This window comes from Oceanobacillus timonensis (genome assembly GCF_900166635.1).
In the GTDB taxonomy this organism is placed as follows: domain Bacteria; phylum Bacillota; class Bacilli; order Bacillales; family Amphibacillaceae; genus Oceanobacillus; species Oceanobacillus timonensis.
On the sequence record NZ_LT800497.1, the window covers coordinates 4,206,214 to 4,221,304 of the forward strand.

Here is a 15,091-nt window from a genome sequence, read left to right on the forward strand (position 1 = left end):
ATGATTTCATCCTTTTTACATTAATAATACTTATACTAATATAAATATTATTAATTTTACATTAGCAGTTTTTAAAATTAAAATAGAATATGTAATCAAATTTTGAGGCATATTTAGTGAATCAAAGTAGGGGGTTTTTATTTTGGGAAGGTTAGATAACAAAGTAGCGATTATTACTGGAGCTGCTGGTGGACAGGGTGCAGCAGCAACGAGGTTATTTGCTAAAGAAGGGGCATATGTTGTTGCAACAGATATGCAGGAAGAATTGCTATCAAAAACAGTTGAAGAAATTAATAAAGAATATGGTGATAAAGTAGTCGGTTTGAAACATGACGTGTCCAATGAAGATGATTGGGTTTCTATTGTAGATGAAACAATAAAGCGCTTTGAGAAAATAGATGTCTTGATAAATAATGCAGGCATTGCAGGGTTGCAAAGTTTAAAGCCAGAAGATTTTGAAATGGACGAAGTAGATAAAGTTTTAAATATTAACCTAAAAGGAAACTTCTTAGGTATTAAAGCAGTCACTCCAAATATGAGAAAAAATAAGTCTGGCTCTATTGTGAATATTTCATCTATTGCAGCATTCGTTGGAGATCAAGGCGGATTGTCCTACCACGCTTCTAAAGGTGCAACACATTCATTAACAAAAGCAGTCTCTTTGGAGTTGGCAAAAGACGGAATCCGGGTAAACTCTGTACATCCCGGTATTGTTATGACACCAATGGTTGAAGCAGCGATAGACGAAGAAACAAAAAGATTAAAAGAATCTACTATACCATTAGGGTTTATCGGCGATCCGGATGATATTGCATATCCTGTTCTATTTGTAGCTTCAGATGAAGCTCGATTTATGACGGGCACAGAAGTTATTGTTGACGGAGGTACTATTGCGCGATAAATATATATGGCGAATTGACTGTTGAGTGATTTCAGAAAGGCATTCTGCGCTCCATCCGCACCAAGTAGGCCAATGGTGTTCCTTTAAAAATAGTATTCGTAAGCAGTCAGAATTAAAAAGCGACTGGCTTGCCATTCTAATTACCGATTGCGCTTTGAGTGATTAGGAAATCATTCGTATCTATGGCATGCGCTGAGCGATAATCCGAAGGTTTGGATTATCGTTCAGCGCTTTCCTTTCGGTAAAAATCACTGATTTCCTGTATATTCACTTTGGCGTCATTACAATTGACTCACCAGTTTTAGGATCCGTAGGATGTTTAACACCTAACTCATCTGCGATAAGAATTGTTTCCTCATGGGGTAATAATGGAAATTGCTCGTGAACGTCTAATGTTACATCAGAAAATTCAGCCACATAAAAGCAGTTTCGTTCCAAGTCCGACAAGAATTCATGTTGTCTTCCAGTTTTTATACCTTTTAGTCTTGTAGATCTGCCTAATGAGGAAACATCTTGAATCTTTAACCATGGCTGATAGTTTACATCGTTTCCAGCTCCTCGGCCTTCTTTAACCCACTTATCAACTTTAGAAGTTCTTTTTAACACAAAAACGCCCCTTTAGATAATCATGTCCAAAGGGGCAAAACGGTGCAACTTTTTTATAAACGGTACGACTTTATTTCAAAGCCACAAAACATCATTGAATCCTTTTCTTTTTATTACTCAACCGTAACACTCTTCGCCAAATTCCGCGGTTTATCCACATCACAATCACGGTGCAGCGCTGCATAATAAGCCAGAAGCTGCATTGGAATAACACTTACCAACGGCGTTAACAACTCATGAACTGGCGGCAATACAAACGCATCCTCATCCTGCTCTAAACCTTTGGAGCTGACGATAAGTGCATTCGCCCCGCGTGCAACAACTTCTTGTACGTTGCCGCGAATAGAGTAGTTTACGTTCTCTTGTGTCGTTAAAGCAATAACCGGTGTACCTTCTTCAATTAAGGCAATGGTTCCATGCTTTAGCTCTCCTCCAGCAAAACCTTCTGCTTGGATATAAGAGATTTCCTTCAGCTTCAATGCTGCTTCCTGTGCCACATGATAATCGGTACTGCGGCCAATATAGAAAGCATTACGTGTGGTAGCAAAATAGTCTCTTGCTAACTGCTCCAACTCTTCTTTTTGGTTTGTAATTACTTCCATTGCATTCGCTGCAATCGCAAGCTCCTGTAATGGATCAAACTCTAATTTGATACCTTTTGCTTTCGCTGAATCCACTGCAAGCACTGCTAAAACAGCAATTTGTGCTGTATAAGCTTTTGTGGAAGCTACAGCAATTTCTGGTCCAGCGTGTAAAGGTAATGTATAATTTGCTTCACGAGAAAGGGTTGATCCAGGTACATTTGTTAATGTTAGTGCTGGATGTCCTAATTCTTTAATTTTAACTAATACGGCACGGCTGTCTGCTGTTTCCCCACTTTGGGAAATAAAGATAAATAAAGGTTTTTCAGACAGCAGCGGCATGTTATAGGAAAATTCACTTGCTACATGCACTTCTACAGGAATGTTCGAAAGCTTTTCTAAAAATTCTTTTCCAACTAAACCGGCATGGTAGCTGGTTCCTGCTGCAATGATATAAATGCGATCCGTTTTTTGCATAGCTTTTCGAATATCTTTGTCTAACTTTAATTCGCCTTTTTCATTTTGGTATTCACGAATAATATTGCGCATCACGATTGGCTGCTCATCAATTTCCTTCAGCATAAAGTGCGGATATGTTCCTTTTTCTGTATCGTTCGCATCAATTTCCGTTATGAATGGCTTCCGTTCAAGAACTTCTCCATCTAATGTCTGTACTTCCACAAAGCTGCGGTTCACAAGTACAATTTCTTTATCATAGATTTCCAAGTATTCGTTTGTTTCTTTCAACGTAGCCATCGCATCGCTGGCAATTAGATTAAATCCTTCTCCTAACCCAACCAGCAGTGGACTTTTATTTTTGGATACATATAAAGTGTCCTGATCTTCTGCGTCAATCAAACCGATAGCATAAGAACCTTTCAACAGGCTCATTGCTTCTCCAAATGCTTTTTTGGTGTTTTTATGTTTTTCATAAAGTTTTTCAATCAGCTGCACAATAACTTCTGTGTCTGTTTCACTCACAAAGTCAACATCTTGCAAGTACTCTTTCTTTAGAGCGATATAGTTTTCAATAACCCCATTATGCACAATAGTAAAACGTCCTGTTACACTCTGATGTGGATGTGCGTTTTGCACACTTGGCACCCCATGAGTAGCCCAGCGAGTATGACCAATACCAATAGCAGCATCATTTTTGTTATCTACTTCTTTACGTAACGCTGCAATCCGTCCTTTTACTTTGGTTACGTGTACCCCATTATCGCCTAAAGTAGCAATACCTGCAGAGTCATATCCGCGATATTCTAATTTTTCCAAGCCTGTTAATAAAATTTCTTTCGTATCATTTTGTCCAATATAACCGACGATTCCGCACATGTCGATGTCCTCCTTGTTTGAAGGGGCAGAGACAAAAGACCGATTCGAAGCGAAGGGGCCTTTGTACTGCCCCTTTCTCGTGTTTGTATTTACAATAAATATATGTTCAAAAAGTTGCCAAATTAGAAGCAAGAAGATCAAGGCGACGTGTTTTTTTCGAACGAAGCGTATGTTTCTATATACGTGAGTATCGGAAAAAACACGTCAACGCAGAGATTCGCCGCTTATTATTTGGTGACTTTTTGAACTTCCTTTTAAAGACATCGTTCTTTACCTCTTTGTACAATAAGTCACCCTATTGTTTTAAAGGTAAAGCGGCAACTGCGATGTACAGCTGGGAGGCACCCGCCGAATAATTCGATAACCTCCGACCTCGTCAACTATTCTTCCCATCCGTCCGCAGAATAGTCCTGGCGCTTTTGATTATAGTTCCTTTTTTGTCCCTTCTGCTCCTCTCTCTTTTTATTTGTTCTTGTCAAACGGACGTTTTCATTTGGAAAACAAGAACTTTCTATATTTTATCGGAAAGTTCTATGCAAGGTCAACCTTTTTCTTGCACTCCGATAAGACAGCTTATGAAATCACCGTAAAAATGTTGCAAAATATACACAAATGACGGCATGGAAGCAACAGATAGATACCCGAAAAATGGGAGGCGAATATAGCTGAATGGCAATGAAAGACAAGACAGGGAATAGATTACGTCCTAAACTAAAAATCACCAGCAAATCTCCAGAACGAGCATTTCACGCCCCCTCTAAAGATCTGCCGGTGCTTTCTTACTTATGCTCTTCCATAAAATCTAACATCCGCTTATATACTTTCATTTCATTTTCCTTTTTCGAGAATCCATGGCCCTCATCTTCCAGCACCAGATACTGAACATCCCGTCCTTTATCCTGCAGCTTTTGCACAATTTGATCCGATTCTTCCTTTACGACGCGGGGATCTTTTGCTCCTTGAATAACCAGCATCGGTTTGGTCATCGTTTCCAGATAGGTTACCGGAGAGTCTTCTACGAACCGCTCTTTATCCCGCTCCGGATCACCGAGCCATCTTTCCATAATCGGTTTCCAGTGTGGTGGTACCGAATTGACAAACGTAAATAAATCAGACGGCCCAAAGATATCAATCACTGCTTTAAAATACGCCGGATGACGTCCGTGCAAGAGCAGTGCCATATAGCCGCCATAGCTTCCCCCTACTAAGAATAGATGGTCCGGGTCGGAGATATTTTGATCAAACAGCCATTTAACACCCTCCACATTATCGAGACGCGGTCCATGTCCCCAATCTTGTTCCACAAGTTTCACAAAAGAAGAACCATACCCCGTACTGCCGCGGAAGTTTGGTGCAAAAATATGATAACCGCGGTTAAGAATACTTTGAAACATAGCACGGAAAAATTTCCGTTCTGCGGCCTGCGGACCACCATGTGGCCAAAACACGGTATATCCATTAGCATTTTCCGGTTTTGCCCTGAACAGCAGCGATTCGATTTCCATTCCGTCAAAAGAAGAATACGTTACCATTTCAGGATCGACAAGTTCTTCTTCAGAGACGCCTAAGACACGGTTATCTGTAAGCTGCTCCCACTTTTCATTATCTGTCAGTCGGTAAATATTATCTGGCTTCACCGCTGATCCTCCCAGGATATAAACTGCCCCTGACTCTGTTATGGTTATCTGATCAACCAAATCAAAAGGCTTTTTGATTTCTTTTAGCTCTCCAGATATCAGTTTATACTGATAAAGCTTATCTTCCACCCCTTTTGCCGTTACTACATATAAGGAATTGGACGATTTATCGTATTTGACGATTTCAATGGACTCTTCTGCCAATTCAAGCACTTTTGAAAACGTCTCTTGCTCGATGTCATACTTAGCAAGATACATATATTCACTGTCAAAATCCGTCGGGAAATAAATGCTGTTATTATCCGTGAAAACTGGTTCATAGGATACATGCACTTTTTTCGGATCTGGAGTCAGATAAACTTTTTTATCTTCCTTTTGAATAAAAATATTATTGTATGTGTTCGCGAACATACTTTCATATACGAACGTTCCTTCATCTTCGGATACAGCTAGCAGCGTAGTCGGAGCGCCTTCTCCTTCTACTAAAAGCTCATCCTTATCCGTATCAAGGTGGCGTACACGCGTGTTTAGAAAGTTCGGATTGTTTTCAGACGTATTATAATATACGCGTTTCCCGTCCTTACTCAGGTGTGCAAATAAATATTTTTCGTTCTCTGCACCTGTAATCAGCGGCTGCGGTATTCCTCCCGCTGGAGGCAATGCGTAAATCTGATAATTTTCATCCCCATCTGAATCAAAACTTGTTAAGACATATGTTCCGTTCGGGTCAAACTGAATAAATAAGGAAGATTCATCCTTGTGAGCGAATGGATAGGGGTAAGGATGCCCTTTACTCAAATCCAATGCCCATAAATTACGTTTTCCGCTTAAATTGGTTGAAAAAATAAGTTTTTTCTCATCTTTGCGTACTTGAAAATGATCGATACTATACGTATGAAAAAATTGCTCCACTTCCGGTTTCGGAAATTTAATCATCTATTCACTCTCCCCTTTTTCTGTATTTTCTACATTATATCATTATTCCTAAAGTTAGGCAGAAATTTAGGTTCTTCTGATGCTATATTAACATGAATAGATAAAATATCTTTAATTCAATCTTTTTTATTGTCTTTTTGTCAATTGAATAGTAAAGTGATAAATAGAGAAGAACATGACAAACCTATGTACAGAAGAGCACATATTCCATTCAATATCTTTACAAAAGCAACTCAACTATTTAAATAAAGGAGCACAGATATGGAACAATATCGTATCGATCAAAACAAAGGCATGGAATTTGGTCTTTATACCTTAGGAGACCACCTGGCTAACCCTTCTACAGGAAAACGGATTTCTGCACAACAGCGTCTTCAGGAAATCATTGAATTGGCAAAACTGGCTGATCAGGCAGGACTGGATTTTTTCAGTGTCGGGGAAAGCCACCAAGATTACTTTACGACGCAGGCACATAGCGTGGTGTTAGCTGCGATTGCGCAGGCAACAAAAACAATCAAAATTGGAAGCTCATCAACCATTATCAGCACTTCTGATCCAGTTCGTGTTTATGAAGATTTTGCGACGATTGATTTAATTTCTAATGGTCGTGCAGAGATTATCGCAGGCAGAGCTTCCCGGATCGGTCTCTTTGAATTGTTAGGGTATAACGTGCAGGATTATGAAGCACTATATGAAGAAAAATTTGATTTACTGCTTCAGATTAATGAAAATGAAAAGCTTAACTGGCAAGGACAATATCGTGCAGCCTTAAAAGATGCACAGATTCTGCCCCGTCCGAAAGATAATAAGCTGCCCATCTGGCGTGCTGTCGGCGGGACTCCTGCCAGTGCGATGAAAGCAGGTTACGCAGGAGTGCCGATGATGCTGGCTACGCTCGGCGGTCCGGCCAGTGCTTTTAAAAATGTCATCGATGCCTATCGGGATACGGCGACAAGAAGCGGGCATAACATTGCAGAACTCCCTGTCGGTGTCACCGGCTTTTTCCATGCTGCCGAAACAACCCAGGAGGCATTACAGCAAATGTACCCTTATATTAATGAAGGGATGAAACGGACAAATGGACAAGGCTTTCCCAAACAGGCATTTGCCCAAGCCAGAGACAAACGGAGTGTTATCAATGTTGGAAGCCCACAGGAAATTATTGAAAAAATTCTCTATCAGCATGAACTTTTTGGACATCAGCGCTACTTAGCCCAAATGGACTTTGGCGGTGTCCCATTCGAACAACTGGTAAGAAATATAGAAATCATCGGTACAGAGATTTTGCCAGCGATCCGTAAGTATACAGGTAAGAAGAAGGAGGACTAGCATATGAAAGTCATTGGTTTATCCGGATCTATTGTTGGTTCGAAAACACGGACAGCTATGGATGCTGTCGCCGAGGAAATCACAGCAAACTATCCAGAAGCAGATTTTCAGCTGATTGATTTAAAGGACTATGATTTGCAGTTCAGCGATGGGCGAAACTATCTTGATTATGCAGGAGACACTGCCTGGGTAACCAAACAGATCATGGAAGCAGATGTAATCATGATTGGCACGCCTGTATTCCAAGCTTCGATTCCGGCCAGCTTAAAGAATATTTTTGATTTGCTCCCGGAAAGTGCGTTTCGGAATAAAACGGTAAGCTTTTTGATAACGGCAGGCTCCTCCAAACATTATTTAGTTGCTGATTATCAGTTAAAACCAACCCTGGCCTATATGAAAGCAAATATCGTACAAACCTATGTCTATATTGAAGAAAAGAGCTTTCAGCAAAAGAAAATAATTGATGATGATGTTTTCCTTCGTTTAGAGCGTCTAGTAGAGGATACAATAGATACGTACGAAGCAAGTGAAATCATCCGGAATAAGAAAGAAGATTCGTTTGGGTTCTAAAGTGAAATGATTCAAAGTCAATTCTCTGCGATTATCTTGCATCTATACAAATTACCAAAATCATTGGCGCGAGAATATTAAAAGAACGCCTATCTCAGCAGAAATAAAGCATGGGATGGTAAAACTAATACGAAGAAAAGTTTTAAATGATTCCCAAAAAGACATGGTTACTACTGTATCGGAGCATTCCAGGCTGAGGGAAAACCAGTTGTTGCTATATTAAATACGGAAGGCCCAATTGAGACTTCCAGTTGGAAAGGTCCGGTTGATTATAGCAGCATTCCGTATGCAGATCGTTATCCTGGAACGAATGATAACAGCGAGTGCGGAGATAAACGAACTATCTCAAAATGATGGCGGAAACCTGCCTAATACAGCTACCAACCACCATTTCATGATTGTAAGTGGTCTTGGTTTAATGCTTCTCGCTGGAGCTGCCCTATATGTATCGATGTTTCGTCGTCGTTCAAAAGGAAAACGCTAAAAACACACCACCGCTAGTCCGTTATGATGTACTTGGCACACATAAAAATCGCATGAGTGGAATCCACTCATGCGATTTTTCAACGTTACATGTTACTTATTATGCTCCTAAATGCGTTTCAATAACTTTCACAATACGCTCTGCATATGCTTCACAATCTTCTTTTGTTTTTGCTTCCACCATAACACGAACAAGCGGTTCTGTTCCGGATGGGCGGACTAAAACGCGGCCATTCTCACCTAATTCTTCCTCAACAGCTTGTACCTCATCTAAAACAATAGGGCTGGTCAATGCCTCATTTTTATCAATGACACGAACATTTACCAATGTCTGTGGAAAAATGGTCATTTCATCTGCCAACTCAGATAAAGGTTTCCCTGACTCTCGAATAACATTCACAAGTTGCAATGCAGAAAGGAGGCCATCCCCCGTTGTAATATAATTCAGGAAGATAATATGACCGGATTGTTCTCCGCCTAAATTATAACCGTTTTTGCGCATTTCTTCCATGACATAGCGGTCACCAACTGCCGTCTTTTCGCTTTTTAAACCTGCTTCTTCCAAAGCTTTATAAAAACCTAAATTACTCATCACTGTAGATACCACTGTGTCCTCACGCAGCATACCAATTTCTTTCAAGTATTTTGCGCAGATGAACATGATTTTATCACCATCTACAATTCTTCCTTTTTCATCCACAGCGATTAAACGATCCCCGTCTCCATCGAAAGCCAGACCGACATCTGCTTCTTTTTCCAGTACAAATTCCTGCAGACGTTCCGGATGCGTAGAGCCGACGCCATCATTAATATTCAGCCCATTTGGAGACGAGCCCATCGAGTGTATATCTGCTTCTAAATCTGCAAATAGATGGGTAGCAAGGCTGGAGGTTGAGCCGTGCGCACAGTCCACTGCAATACGTAAACCATCAAAATCATTATCAATGGTATCTTTTAAGAAGGACAGATATTTTTGTCCGCCTTCAAAATAATCACTCACGGAACCAATAGCAGCACCAGTCGGCCGAGGTAATTCATCCTCTTCTTTTTCTAGTAAAGCTTCGATTTCTGCTTCTTGGTCATCCGTCAGTTTAAAACCGTCCGATCCAAAGAATTTAATGCCGTTATCTTCTACAGGATTATGGGATGCAGATATCATCACACCTGCCTGCGCGCTCATTGCCTTTGTTAAATAGGCAACACCCGGTGTGGAGATAACACCAAGCCGCATCGCTTCAACCCCTGTTGATAATAAGCCTGCGATTAATGCGCCTTCCAGCATATATCCGGAAATACGGGTGTCCCTGCCAATCAGAACTCGTGGTTTGTCACTGTCTTTTGTTAAAACATAACCGCCAAAACGGCCAAGCTTAAATGCCATTTCCGGAGTCAGCCCTTCATTCGCTACTCCTCTGACCCCATCTGTTCCAAAAAATTTACCCATTTTTTATCTCTCTCCTTTGACCATCCAATATACAACTATTCTTCGGTTTGAGCTGGTTCTGTGATATCAACCGTCACTTCTTCTACATCACTTGTCGCTGTTACATTATCTGGAGCTTCAATGTCAATAGGCACCTCATGCTCTCCCGCTTCCAAATCCGATAAATCTACTATGGCATCAATATCATCTGCCGTTACATCATTTACCTCCGAAGCATCTCCTGTTATTTCCACATCCAATTCAGGGTCTGTATAGGAAGTTTCCAGTCCATTTCCTAAACCTTCTTCTTCTAAAGAAACATTTTCAAGTACATTCGTTCCTTCCACTTCAACCTCTACTTCCACTTCTTCCGTATCCGGCGCTTGTACATCTTCTGGTAAATCCAGCGGTACTTCTACCGTTCCGGATTCTTCAATGTCCGATAAGTCTAATGGTTCGGTACTTACTTCCGAAATATCCTCTAACACGTCACTTTGAGAGAAAATCTCTACTTCTTCTTCGTTTGGCGTAATGGAGTCAATTTCCAGATCTTCTTCCAGTTCACCAGTGGTCTCTACGGAAAGCGGAACAGACTTACTTGGATTATTTACATCCACAGAAACTTGAATACTTTCCGGTTCCAGTCCAACATCTAATTCATTTCCCTGTACATCGTATACATTCACTGGAAGCTCACGGTTATCAATGGAAGAATCCACATCCTCCATATTCACATAGACTTTTACTGCGCCAATGGCTTCAATCACTTCTCTGGAACTTGTAATGGTCACTGTTTCCGGATCAATACTGTAATCAGCTACCTCATAACCATCTGCCATCCTATCCTGATTAATAAAATCAGGTGTTACCGAGAACTCTTGTGATGCACGCTCTTCAATTGTCACTTCTACCGTCTTCGGCTCAATAAATGCTTCTACATCACCTGTGATATTATGCTGTAATTCTACAACATGTGTCCCTTCATCTAATCCTTCTAAATCAACAAATACATCAAAATTCCGTTGCAGTAATACCGGCGTCACATTGGCAGGTGTTCCTTGTAAACTTACCTGTACATTTTCCGGGACGCCGCTGACAACGTATTTTTCACGATCAATATCAATATCCACCGGAACTTGATCCAAAACTTCTGTTGAGTTTGTGGAACTGGAGAAAGTTGCATCGGAATTTGGTGTTTCTGACACACTGACGAAAGCATAAAGGGTGACGGCAAAGGCTAAAGAAAGAATACGGACAAACCATTTACTCTTAAACCAATTATCCACGTTTACCATTCCCCCATTTCCATAATTTTTTATCAGAGGTTTTTGGTACGATTGATAGGTGTGTTAACAGCATTTCTCTCAATTTTTCTTCACGAATATCACGATGTAATTCACCATTCTTTGTACAAGAGATAGAACCTGTTTCCTCCGAGACAACAATCGTCAATGCATCGGTTACTTCACTTATTCCCATCGCAGCACGGTGTCTCGTTCCCAGCTCCTTTGAAATAAATGGACTCTCAGATAAAGGAAGGTAACAGGCTGCAGCAGTAATCTCTTCATTTTTTATAATAACTGCGCCATCATGCAGCGGTGTGTTCGGTGTGAATATGTTTGTTAAAAGCTGGTGTGTAAGCTTTCCGTTGATGGGAATCCCTGTTTCCGCATAATCACCTATCCCTGTTTCCCGTTCAATAGAGATGAGGGCACCAATTCTTCTTTTTCCCATATAATTACATGATGTAACAATTGCTTCTATTTCATTTTGTATAATTTCTTCTGCGGAGCTGCCAGACCTGGCAAATATGTTTCCTCTTCCTAACTGCTCCAGCGCTCTCCGCAATTCCGGCTGGAATAAAATAACTATTACAATAACTCCCCAAGAAATAACTTGGCCGGTGATAAATTGTACAGTTTGCAAGCTTAACAGCATACTTACGCCCCATACAACCAATACAACTGCTATTCCCTTTAACAGCTGAATAGCTTTTGTTCCTCTGATCAGCATGATTAATTTATATAATACATACCAGACGAGAGCGATATCAACGCCAATTCGCAGCAGATTTAAAATGTCAAATCCCCCATCAAGCATGCGCACACATCCTTTACCCAATAGTATAACCTGTTTATTTTTAAAACAATAGATTGTATTATCATTAACAAATTTACAGTCGGTATTTATTATATCATAAATTTGTAAAAACAGACCTGTCTGTTGTTTATTCTTTTTCGTTTTTTCTGATGTTATCTATCGTAACTTTTGAAGCAATCCATTCTTCTCCTAACAGGAAAAAGAGAGCACTGTACAGCTCCCTTTTTCAACTTCCTATCTATATCACATTCCAGAGGATATGCACTTAAAATGAAATTAATCCTTTAAAAAAATGCTTCACATGATACCAAACCCATTCAAACGATTGGTCAACGGTTTCCAATTCACCGTTGACACCCCCTGCTGATGCCATGAGACCGCCGCCTTCAAGTTCGGAATCGCCGTCTACCAATTCACCATTAAACAGGGTAACATTTCCATCAACCGTTCCAAGCACTAATAAATCACCGTTTTTCACGTAAACGTCCCCTGAAACAGTAACACCTTCCGGAACAATCACTGTATCTCCATCCACAACCAGTTCCTCTTGTGCAGAGACAACAAGTTGATCTGTTCCCTGATTAAAAGTAGAAGAAAGGCTGCCTACCATCAACAAGAAAAAAATCGCTGCTGCGACCAGGATTGGATGGTGTTTAAACCAGCGCTTGTACTTCACCGATTTCTTCTCTGTAGGCAAATGATTCATGACATTTTCGGTAAAACCGTTGGGTGCTTCAATCCGTTCTGCACTTTGAATGAAAGTAATCGTTCGATTCAGTTCATGAAAATGCTTTTGACATTCTTCACAATCCTCCAGATGTTTTTTTAGTAAGCTTTCGTCTTCTGCGGAGATATCTCCATCTAAATAATCATGCATTTTTCTTATATATTTTTCATTACAACTCACATCAAGCACGCTCCTTTACACATGTCGAAGCCTCTTTCTTAAAGCCTCTCTCCCACGATGAATCCGTGTTTTTACAGTACCGAGAGGAACATCAAGAATTTCACTAATTTCTTTTAGTGAAAACTCTTCTAAATATCGGAGCATGATTATACTTCGATATTTAGATGGAAGCTGCGAAATTTCATGGTGAATATACCGTTTCAGCTCTCTGCTTTCCACTTCTTCTCCGGGAAGCCGTTCCGTACTAGCAAGCTGCGAATACATATCTAAACCTTCCGTCCCCTTAACTTCCGCATCAAGGTGGAAATCCGGTTTACGCTTGCGCATACGGTCAATCGTTAAATTGGTTGCTATACGATATAACCATGTAGAGAATTTTCTATTCTCATCAAATGAATCAATATTCACATATGCACGTATAAATGCTTCTTGCGCAATATCTTCCGCTTCGTGCTTATTACCAAGCATACGATAGCAATGCCGGTATATTTTATCCTGATAAAAGGTTACTACATCTGAAAAAGCAGACTGATCTCCTTTTTTAACTTGTATAATCTGTTTCTTTATAAATTGCTCCATTTCATTACCTCCGCATGATGCGGTACTCTCTATACGAAACAACCGCTTGTAAGGTTTCACTTTTAAAAAAGAATGTTTATTTTTTCTTCGACCGGGTATATCTAATGATAAGTATACTAAAAAAGGAGTGAAAGTTGTGGACAAAAATACATTATTCCTTGAAATTGAAGCGTGCAGACAAGAAATGCTGACATTATCCGAGGAACATGGGTTAGACTCCGAACCCGTCTTAACGACAAGCGAAAAACTAGATGCATTAATCTATGCTTATTTAAAAAAATCCTCTTAGATAAATCCATTTGCCTATTTTAAAGACATGTTTTGTATGTCTTTTTTTATGACATAACCTCTCCACAATCATCGATAGGTACCTTTTCTCCAATCAAATATATATCTATGAATAATAATATCTTATTTTTCTCTTCACTTCATTAATCATTTTCATTTTTTATAAGAAACTTAAAACAATTTGAAAGATAGCAGCAATTTTCCTCTCATGGAAATACACAAATAAAAAAACCGATTTACAATGCAGCGTATTGCAAAACGGTCTCATGTATATTGTGTGAAATTATCTTTTATTGTGCCTACTGCGTTTCAATGACTGTCTCTCCGCCTATAAATGGAGACAATGTCAAAGCTTTAATACCTTCTGTTTCCCAGGAACGTGCTAATTGTTCTGAGGTCTCCTCTGTGGGCATAAAAGCAATGCCGCAATCGCCACCTCCAGCTCCAGAAGGCTTCCCAGCTCCTCCCAAATCTTCTGCCAGATGACATAAAACGGTTAAATCCGCTGTTTCTATATTTGTATCAGCTGCTTGTCCTACTTGATTCAAAGCTTTTCGGTTTGCCTTTATCCCTTCAAACAATTGGTTTATATCATTATTTTTTGCTCCTGTTAAAAATTGAGTTACAGCATTTTTACTATCTTTTAGAAAGGTCTCATAAGCTGTAGCATTATGAATCTTTAATAAACGGACCTGATTCACTAAATCTTTTGTTGATGCGGCACTGCCCGTCCATCCTACACAAAAAGAAACATCCGCTGGTAAGGCAATGGGTTCAGCTTTATAATACTTCCAATCTTTCTTCACCACTTCAGAGATAGAATCTGCTTCGTGATATGCTTCCAGCAGCCAATCAGCCTGAAAAGAAGAAAATTGCAGCAGTCCGCCATAGGTAGAAGCAGCTATATCCGCACCTGAACCATTGCCTTGCGTGATCACATGAGATAATGCAGATAAGCGGAAAATCGTGTCTTTCTCAGCCAAACGAGGGGCTTGAAAACGCAAGACTCCCGCTACAATAGACGTAACAATTGCCGCACTTGAACCCAAACCATACTTCACACCGGAAGCATCGTCTAATTCACTGCGTGTAGAAACATGCATCGGGCGAACAGGCAACCCTTGTTCTTCCAAATAACGATAAGTAACCCGGAGAGCATCCTTTACAAAAGACAACCGGGAATCATCTGATTCAATATGTATATCTGTTTCTTGCCATGACCAGGGAACATTATGAAGGGAAAAATCCGATAAAGTCAGCTGGTGGCTATCCGCTTCGGAGACGGTTGCATAGACAAAGCGGTTAACAGCCATGACTGCCAGATTCTGATAAGGCTCTAATACGGCAAATTCTCCCGCAATCATTAATTTTCCCGGTACTTTGACTGTAATTGATTTGGCCACCATTTTCTCCCTC

General features: G+C 40.2%; 13 protein-coding genes and 1 pseudogene. 5 read left to right on the plus strand and 9 right to left on the minus strand.

Annotated features, from left to right (window positions below; all coding sequences use genetic code 11):
• Positions 1-142: 142 nt before the first annotated feature.
• On the plus strand, positions 143-901 hold the full coding sequence (locus B7E05_RS20660) for an SDR family NAD(P)-dependent oxidoreductase (RefSeq protein ID WP_080875972.1): 759 nt from the start codon (positions 143-145) through the stop codon (positions 899-901).
• Between the two features lie 276 nt (positions 902-1,177).
• Here B7E05_RS20660 and B7E05_RS20665 read toward each other — a convergent pair.
• The 3 genes and pseudogenes from B7E05_RS20665 to B7E05_RS20675 all read right to left on the minus strand — a co-directional run.
• A pseudogene (locus B7E05_RS20665) lies at positions 1,178-1,507 on the minus strand (PDDEXK family nuclease); the annotation flags it as partial.
• A 113-nt stretch (positions 1,508-1,620) separates the two neighbouring features.
• Complete coding sequence (glmS, locus tag B7E05_RS20670; protein WP_080875973.1) at positions 1,621-3,423, minus strand: glutamine--fructose-6-phosphate transaminase (isomerizing); 1,803 nt, start codon at positions 3,421-3,423, stop codon at positions 1,621-1,623.
• A gap of 779 nt (positions 3,424-4,202) precedes the next feature.
• A complete protein-coding gene (locus B7E05_RS20675; protein WP_080875974.1) occupies positions 4,203-5,996 on the minus strand; it encodes a S9 family peptidase in 1,794 nt (597 codons plus the stop codon).
• Between the two features lie 261 nt (positions 5,997-6,257).
• Between B7E05_RS20675 and B7E05_RS20680 the strand changes: the two genes are divergently transcribed.
• The 3 genes from B7E05_RS20680 (at position 6,258) to B7E05_RS20690 (ending at position 8,379) form a co-directional block, all read left to right on the plus strand.
• The gene (locus B7E05_RS20680) at positions 6,258-7,325 is read left to right on the plus strand and encodes an LLM class flavin-dependent oxidoreductase (RefSeq protein WP_080875975.1); all 1,068 of its coding nucleotides are present in this window, start codon (positions 6,258-6,260) and stop codon (positions 7,323-7,325) included.
• A gap of 3 nt (positions 7,326-7,328) precedes the next feature.
• A complete protein-coding gene (locus B7E05_RS20685) occupies positions 7,329-7,895 on the plus strand; it encodes an NADPH-dependent FMN reductase (RefSeq protein WP_080875976.1) in 567 nt (188 codons plus the stop codon).
• Positions 7,896-8,181: 286 nt separating this feature from the next.
• Positions 8,182-8,379 (plus strand): LPXTG cell wall anchor domain-containing protein, encoded by a 198-nt coding sequence (locus B7E05_RS20690; RefSeq protein WP_143833273.1) that lies wholly within the window; start codon positions 8,182-8,184, stop codon positions 8,377-8,379.
• Between the two features lie 99 nt (positions 8,380-8,478).
• Here the strand turns inward: B7E05_RS20690 and glmM are convergent, their stop codons facing one another.
• The 5 genes from glmM to sigW form a co-directional block, all read right to left on the minus strand.
• Positions 8,479-9,822 (minus strand): phosphoglucosamine mutase, encoded by a 1,344-nt coding sequence (glmM, locus tag B7E05_RS20695; RefSeq protein ID WP_080875978.1) that lies wholly within the window; start codon positions 9,820-9,822, stop codon positions 8,479-8,481.
• A gap of 35 nt (positions 9,823-9,857) precedes the next feature.
• Complete coding sequence (locus tag B7E05_RS20700) at positions 9,858-11,096, minus strand: CdaR family protein (protein ID WP_425435101.1); 1,239 nt, start codon at positions 11,094-11,096, stop codon at positions 9,858-9,860.
• The gene (gene cdaA, locus B7E05_RS20705) at positions 11,080-11,901 is read right to left on the minus strand and encodes a diadenylate cyclase CdaA (protein ID WP_080875980.1); all 822 of its coding nucleotides are present in this window, start codon (positions 11,899-11,901) and stop codon (positions 11,080-11,082) included. The genes B7E05_RS20700 and cdaA overlap by 17 nt, the downstream gene beginning before the upstream one ends.
• 265 nt (positions 11,902-12,166) lie before the next feature.
• Entirely contained in the window at positions 12,167-12,808 is a 642-nt protein-coding gene (gene rsiW / locus B7E05_RS20710; protein ID WP_080875981.1) for an anti-sigma-W factor RsiW, read from the minus strand.
• A 15-nt stretch (positions 12,809-12,823) separates the two neighbouring features.
• Complete coding sequence (sigW, locus tag B7E05_RS20715) at positions 12,824-13,387, minus strand: RNA polymerase sigma factor SigW (RefSeq protein WP_080875982.1); 564 nt, start codon at positions 13,385-13,387, stop codon at positions 12,824-12,826.
• Positions 13,388-13,523: 136 nt separating this feature from the next.
• Here sigW and B7E05_RS20720 point away from each other — a divergent pair, with 136 nt between their 5' ends.
• Complete coding sequence (locus tag B7E05_RS20720) at positions 13,524-13,676, plus strand: aspartyl-phosphate phosphatase Spo0E family protein (protein ID WP_080875983.1); 153 nt, start codon at positions 13,524-13,526, stop codon at positions 13,674-13,676.
• A gap of 298 nt (positions 13,677-13,974) precedes the next feature.
• Here the strand turns inward: B7E05_RS20720 and B7E05_RS20725 are convergent, their stop codons facing one another.
• Entirely contained in the window at positions 13,975-15,081 is a 1,107-nt protein-coding gene (locus B7E05_RS20725; protein WP_080875984.1) for a phosphomevalonate kinase, read from the minus strand.
• Positions 15,082-15,091: the final 10 nt, after the last annotated feature.

What these genes read in the sequence shown, in the direction of transcription:
- glmS (WP_080875973.1), bottom strand. Translation starts at nt 3,423, where the DNA reads ATGTGCGGAATCGTCGGTTATATTGGACAAAATGATACGAAAGAAATT.
- B7E05_RS20675 (WP_080875974.1), bottom strand. Translation starts at nt 5,996, where the DNA reads ATGATTAAATTTCCGAAACCGGAAGTGGAGCAATTTTTTCATACGTAT.
- B7E05_RS20680 (WP_080875975.1), top strand. Translation starts at nt 6,258, where the DNA reads ATGGAACAATATCGTATCGATCAAAACAAAGGCATGGAATTTGGTCTT.
- B7E05_RS20685 (WP_080875976.1), top strand. Translation starts at nt 7,329, where the DNA reads ATGAAAGTCATTGGTTTATCCGGATCTATTGTTGGTTCGAAAACACGG.
- B7E05_RS20690 (WP_143833273.1), top strand. Translation starts at nt 8,182, where the DNA reads ATGCAGATCGTTATCCTGGAACGAATGATAACAGCGAGTGCGGAGATA.
- glmM (WP_080875978.1), bottom strand. Translation starts at nt 9,822, where the DNA reads ATGGGTAAATTTTTTGGAACAGATGGGGTCAGAGGAGTAGCGAATGAA.
- B7E05_RS20700 (WP_425435101.1), bottom strand. Translation starts at nt 11,096, where the DNA reads ATGGTAAACGTGGATAATTGGTTTAAGAGTAAATGGTTTGTCCGTATT.
- cdaA (WP_080875980.1), bottom strand. Translation starts at nt 11,901, where the DNA reads ATGCTTGATGGGGGATTTGACATTTTAAATCTGCTGCGAATTGGCGTT.
- sigW (WP_080875982.1), bottom strand. Translation starts at nt 13,387, where the DNA reads ATGGAGCAATTTATAAAGAAACAGATTATACAAGTTAAAAAAGGAGAT.
- B7E05_RS20725 (WP_080875984.1), bottom strand. Translation starts at nt 15,081, where the DNA reads ATGGTGGCCAAATCAATTACAGTCAAAGTACCGGGAAAATTAATGATT.